The 4,511-nt window shown below is 38.3% G+C and carries 8 protein-coding genes; 6 read left to right on the plus strand and 2 right to left on the minus strand.

From position 1 onward, the window contains the following. The 4 genes from ACFINM_RS09355 to ACFINM_RS09370 all read left to right on the plus strand — a co-directional run. Positions 1 to 273, plus strand: a 273-nt coding sequence (locus ACFINM_RS09355) for a hypothetical protein (protein WP_375641226.1), incomplete at its 5' end; no start/stop codon positions are given. 30 nt (positions 274 to 303) lie between these two features. Continuing rightward, positions 304 to 1,200, plus strand: a complete 897-nt coding sequence (locus ACFINM_RS09360; protein WP_375624214.1) for a hypothetical protein — start codon at positions 304 to 306, stop codon at positions 1,198 to 1,200. A 421-nt stretch (positions 1,201 to 1,621) separates the two neighbouring features. Next, the gene (locus tag ACFINM_RS09365) at positions 1,622 to 2,377 is read left to right on the plus strand and encodes an antA/AntB antirepressor family protein (protein ID WP_375641229.1); all 756 of its coding nucleotides are present in this window, start codon (positions 1,622 to 1,624) and stop codon (positions 2,375 to 2,377) included. After that, a complete protein-coding gene (locus ACFINM_RS09370) occupies positions 2,374 to 2,652 on the plus strand; it encodes a hypothetical protein (RefSeq protein WP_375641231.1) in 279 nt (92 codons plus the stop codon). Before ACFINM_RS09365 ends, ACFINM_RS09370 begins: the two co-directional genes overlap by 4 nt. A gap of 46 nt (positions 2,653 to 2,698) precedes the next feature. Here the strand turns inward: ACFINM_RS09370 and ACFINM_RS09375 are convergent, their stop codons facing one another. Both ACFINM_RS09375 and ACFINM_RS09380 read right to left on the minus strand, forming a co-directional pair. After that, entirely contained in the window at positions 2,699 to 2,995 is a 297-nt protein-coding gene (locus tag ACFINM_RS09375) for a HigA family addiction module antitoxin (RefSeq protein ID WP_004861504.1), read from the minus strand. 16 nt (positions 2,996 to 3,011) lie between these two features. Beyond that, positions 3,012 to 3,326, minus strand: coding sequence for a type II toxin-antitoxin system RelE/ParE family toxin (locus ACFINM_RS09380; protein ID WP_375610725.1), 315 nt, complete (start codon positions 3,324 to 3,326; stop codon positions 3,012 to 3,014). Positions 3,327 to 3,378: 52 nt separating this feature from the next. Between ACFINM_RS09380 and ACFINM_RS09385 the strand changes: the two genes are divergently transcribed. Continuing rightward, positions 3,379 to 3,921: a hypothetical protein gene (locus tag ACFINM_RS09385; protein ID WP_375641233.1), complete on the plus strand. Its 543-nt coding sequence runs from the start codon at positions 3,379 to 3,381 to the stop codon at positions 3,919 to 3,921. Then, on the plus strand, positions 3,902 to 4,511 hold a 610-nt coding region (locus tag ACFINM_RS09390; RefSeq protein WP_375641235.1), incomplete at its 3' end, for a phage baseplate assembly protein V. The genes ACFINM_RS09385 and ACFINM_RS09390, both read left to right, overlap by 20 nt.

Consider the following 4,511-nt stretch of genomic DNA (forward strand, 5'->3'; position numbering starts at 1 on the left):
GACAATCAGCAATCGTTTCAAATTACAGCGATTTACGGCATTAAGCATTCAGAATCGGACGCCGGTGGCAGAATCCCCACGACAATTGCAAGAAAGGAACTTGATATTTGTATCAATGATATCGGAGGATTACCACCAAAACCTGAAGATAATGTTGTAATCATTTCCCCTGAAAACAGCAAAGCTCCCTCTTCTCAGGAGCATTTCATTGTGATAGATGTACAAGCTTCAGAATCCGGTATGTATAAGCTTATCTTGCGGGAGCTAAAGTAAAGATATGCTTATAAAGAAATGATCTAGTACATGTTTATATTTAGAAGAAAAAAATACAAATTAACAAATGAAGCAATTAAGGTTGGCGAATTTATTCTTTACCGTATTAAAGCTATCAAAAATTTTGGTACAATTAAGAAAGGTGATTTAGGTGGATATATTGAAAAAGAAAGAAACCTAAGTCCTTACGATAATTGTTGGGTTTTTGATAATGCACAGGTTTACGGAAATGGATATGTTTCTGAAAATGCTACAATTAGGGATGATGCAAAAGTTTATGGTATAGCATCGGTTTCTGGTGAAGCGCAAATTTCTGGTAAAGCGCAAATTTATGATGAGGCCTCAGTTTGGGGAAGCGCTAAAGTTTATGACAGCGCTAAAGTTTTCGGAACAGCATCTGTTTCTGACGATGTAAAAATTTATGATGAAGCATCAGTTTCTGGTGAGGTATGCATTACAAATTCGGCATGTATTTTTGAAAACGCTAAAGTATATGGTGAAGCATTTATTTCCAAAAATGCTAAAATTTTCGGCAATGCAAAGATTTATGGTGAAGCATCTATTTTCGGAGATGCACACATTTCTGGAAATGCTATAATTTACGGTGAAACATCTATTTCCGGAAATGCTAAAATTTATGACAATACAAAAATTTATGATGAGGCATCAGTTTGGGGAAATGCTATAATTTGCAATAATGCACAAGTTTTTGATAAAGCAGATATCTCTGACAATGCACAGATTTTCGATAATGCACGAGTTTACGGTAAAGCATCGGTTGCTAATGAAGCGCAAATTTCTGGTAATGCACGAGTTTATGGCGAGGCATCAATTTTTGACAGTGTGCAAGTTTGTGGAAAAGCGCGAGTTTGCGGAACAGCAGAAATTTACGATAATGAAATTATTTCAACTGGGGTGAGAGACTAAACACAAAAAAACAAACGATTGTGAATTCAAACCTATCACTGGCTTGTTTGATTTTATTGGAAAAGAAAGGATATTCGGATCACAATTAAAGAATTTAATCGATTACTTGTGTAAAAACGATTTTTAGAAAAATGTAATATTACTTATTGACATTGTGACAGGAGTATGAATAATCGAATCAGGTGCCTAACAAACACCTTAGAACCATAAGCGGATTGGTTACCGAAATAATCAGTCTTCTATACATTAAAGACTTTGACTCATTATATGCTACATGCGTATAATAACATCTGTCGGGTGTGGTTACGCTATACAATACCCTTGCGGGGAAAGTGTAACGACGGACTTATGGCCGTGTTTGTTAGCGCCCGGCACTCTTTTTGAGTGTCATTAACAAACGTCTAACCATAAGGAATTCATTATGAATACTCTTATAGAAATTAGAGAACAGGTTATTGATCAGGAAACTGTTCAAACTGTTAACGCTCGTGATTTGCATGCGTTTTTAGAAGTAGGTAAAGATTTCTCTACTTGGATTAAATATCGCATCAACAAATATAATTTATTAGAAAATCAGGATTATTTAGTTTTCACCAACTTTGGGGAAAACCTCCAAGGTGGTCGTCCCTCTAAAGATTATCATCTAACTTTAAGTGTAGCCAAAGAGCTCTCTATGCTTGAGAATAATAAGAAAGGTAGAGAGGCTCGTTTATACTTTATCAAATGTGAACGGCTTTTGAAGCAAGTAGCTGCTCCACAGATAGCTGCATCACAAGTTGACTACTCCAAACCTGAAGCATTGCTTGGTGTTTTGAATCACTTACAAAGCCAAATCGAACAGAAAGACCATGTTATTGCTGAATTAGCACCAAAAGCAGAAGCTTTGGATGGTTTAAAACGCTCTGATGGTTTGTTTGGTCTTATTGAAGCAGCAAAAATGTTAGAAGTGCGACCAAAGGACTTAACCAATTACTTGCGACAAAATGATTGGGTCTATCGACGGGCTCCAGGGGCGCCTCTGTTACCTTATCAGGACAAGATCAAGAAAGGATTTATGGATTGTCCTGCTATCACCATTCAAAGACCGGATGGTACAGAGAAGGTGCTCCCTTCAACAAAAATCACATCCAGAGGATTGGCATGTTTGAGAGAACAAATCCATGGGGGTGTGCAATGAAGATAGATACCAACTTCTTATGCGATTTATGGATAGCATTATCTCAATTTTCTAGACATGAGAATATGAATGACAAAGATTGTACAGCTCTGGTTGATACTATGAGTGTCATAGAAAAAGCTTTAATTTCAAAACTTCAGGATGAACTACCCAATATTACGAAGATTTTAGCAATTCTAACAGATTTTGGTGATTCAGAGTTACCGCATAGCATGGATTCTTTGTTGCGAACTTATGAACCAGATTTAGAGAGCCCCATTAAAAAGGTTGCTTAATTAAAAAAATAGAACTCCCCTCCCTATCGTTAAAGGTAGGGAGTGGTTAAACCCTACATTCAAATTTATTGATTTTGGCAAATTCGTCTGCTTTTTCAGTTTGTAATATACTAACGTCATAAGCAGCTTGCATGTTAAGCCAAAATTCAGCAGTAGTATCAAAAAAATAGGCTAATCTTAGTGCTGTATCGGGAGTCACTGGACTATTTTCAGCAACAATACGTTCTATTCTCGTGCGTGGAACATTTAATGCTTTTGCAAGAGCATAAGCAGAGAGAGCATATTCTTTTAAATATTCCTCTCGTAAAATTTCTCCGGGATGAATCGCTATATAATTTTTCATCTCGACCTCCTACAGATCAATGATAATCTACGATTTCAACTTCATAGGCACCATTAGAGCGCCATTCAAAACAAATACGAAACTGGTCATTAATACGGATAGAATATTGACCTTTACGCTCTCCTTTCAACGCTTCTAGACGATTTCCCGGAGGACTGCGCAAATCTTTAAGATCAACTGCTTTATCGAGCATAAACAACTTTCTTTGGGCTATACGCACTAGAGTGGTGGGAAAGCCTCTGGGCAGATTGCCTTCTAAAAGATCTTTACACCGCTTATCAGCAAAAGATTCAATCACCAAATCACCTTTATTCGTTCTTTTACGTATCATAACACGATACCAATATAAAGAAAAGGATAAATGTTAAATAACAGGAGCTCCCATGCATCCGAGAGAAACGATAAGGGAAAGCTTTGTTGCTTTGATAAAGGCAGCAAAGACGGTAGCTGGTGACAATGTTTTCAATATGCGTGATTTCAACTTCTCCCCTGAGAACACGCCTGCAATTAATATCTCAACACAAAGTGAAACAATTGAAGATGGCTATGATTATGGAGTAAGACGGCGTGTTTTAACGCTAGATGTTGAATGTTATGCGACATGTGAAGATGGAGCACGTTTTGTTGACCAATTAGCATGGGAAGTTGAGGAGGTTTTCTACGCTAATCCCAATCTCAACAACAGCGTTGAAACATGCCGCCTGCAAAATATTGCTTTTGCCTTTGGCGATAATGGCGCCTTAGCGCTCCATGGTGCGATTTTAACCTTTGACGTAACTTACGTCACCAATATCCCCTGCCTTGATGAAGGAAAGGCAACCGAAAGAGTTGTTGAACCCGTTGTCGGTTTTAAACCAGAAACAGGCGTGAGAAACAAAGATAAATACCATAAAATTGAAGGTGGACATGTTAGAGCGGCGCGATAAAGAAATCACAGATCTAAAGAGACGTGTGGCAAATATGGTTGTGGTGGGGAAGATTAGCCATGTCGACCATAAAAACGCACGCTATCGGGTAAAAAGTGGCAATCTTGTCAGTGACTGGATTCCAGATACCCAAGCCCGCGCCGGTAAAACACGTTCTTATGAAGGACGCGATGTTGGAGAGCAAGTAGTTGTTATCTCGTCATCAGGGGATTTATCACAAGGGGTGATTATTGGTTCACTTCATACAGATGCTAATCAAGCAGCCGATAAGGGCAGCATTCACCGAACGATATACCCTGATGGAACCAGCCTTGAATATGATGATGAACAAAACACTTATGGAATTCACATCAAATCCGGCGGAAAGTTTCTTCTCACGATTGCTGATGGTGTGTCACTAAAAGGTGATGGTGGCAAGCTAGAGCTTACCGCACCAGATGGCATAAAGATTGTTTCAGAAAGCGATATAAATTTAAACGCAAAAGGCGGCATCTCTTTGAAGGCAGGTAGTAGCATTTCACTGAATTCGAATGATAGTCTCTCTCTTCATTCTGGAAATAATGTTTCCATTCATTCAAGTGGATTAAGAC

Source organism: Bartonella sp. AA168HLJHH, assembly GCF_042197365.1.
Classification (GTDB): Bacteria; Pseudomonadota; Alphaproteobacteria; order Rhizobiales; family Rhizobiaceae; genus Bartonella.

Coding starts and splice junctions, on each gene's coding strand:
- ACFINM_RS09380 (WP_375610725.1), bottom strand. CDS start 3,326: ATGATACGTAAAAGAACGAATAAAGGTGATTTGGTGATTGAATCTTTT.
- ACFINM_RS09375 (WP_004861504.1), bottom strand. CDS start 2,995: ATGAAAAATTATATAGCGATTCATCCCGGAGAAATTTTACGAGAGGAA.
- ACFINM_RS09370 (WP_375641231.1), top strand. CDS start 2,374: ATGAAGATAGATACCAACTTCTTATGCGATTTATGGATAGCATTATCT.
- ACFINM_RS09360 (WP_375624214.1), top strand. CDS start 304: ATGTTTATATTTAGAAGAAAAAAATACAAATTAACAAATGAAGCAATT.
- ACFINM_RS09365 (WP_375641229.1), top strand. CDS start 1,622: ATGAATACTCTTATAGAAATTAGAGAACAGGTTATTGATCAGGAAACT.
- ACFINM_RS09385 (WP_375641233.1), top strand. CDS start 3,379: ATGCATCCGAGAGAAACGATAAGGGAAAGCTTTGTTGCTTTGATAAAG.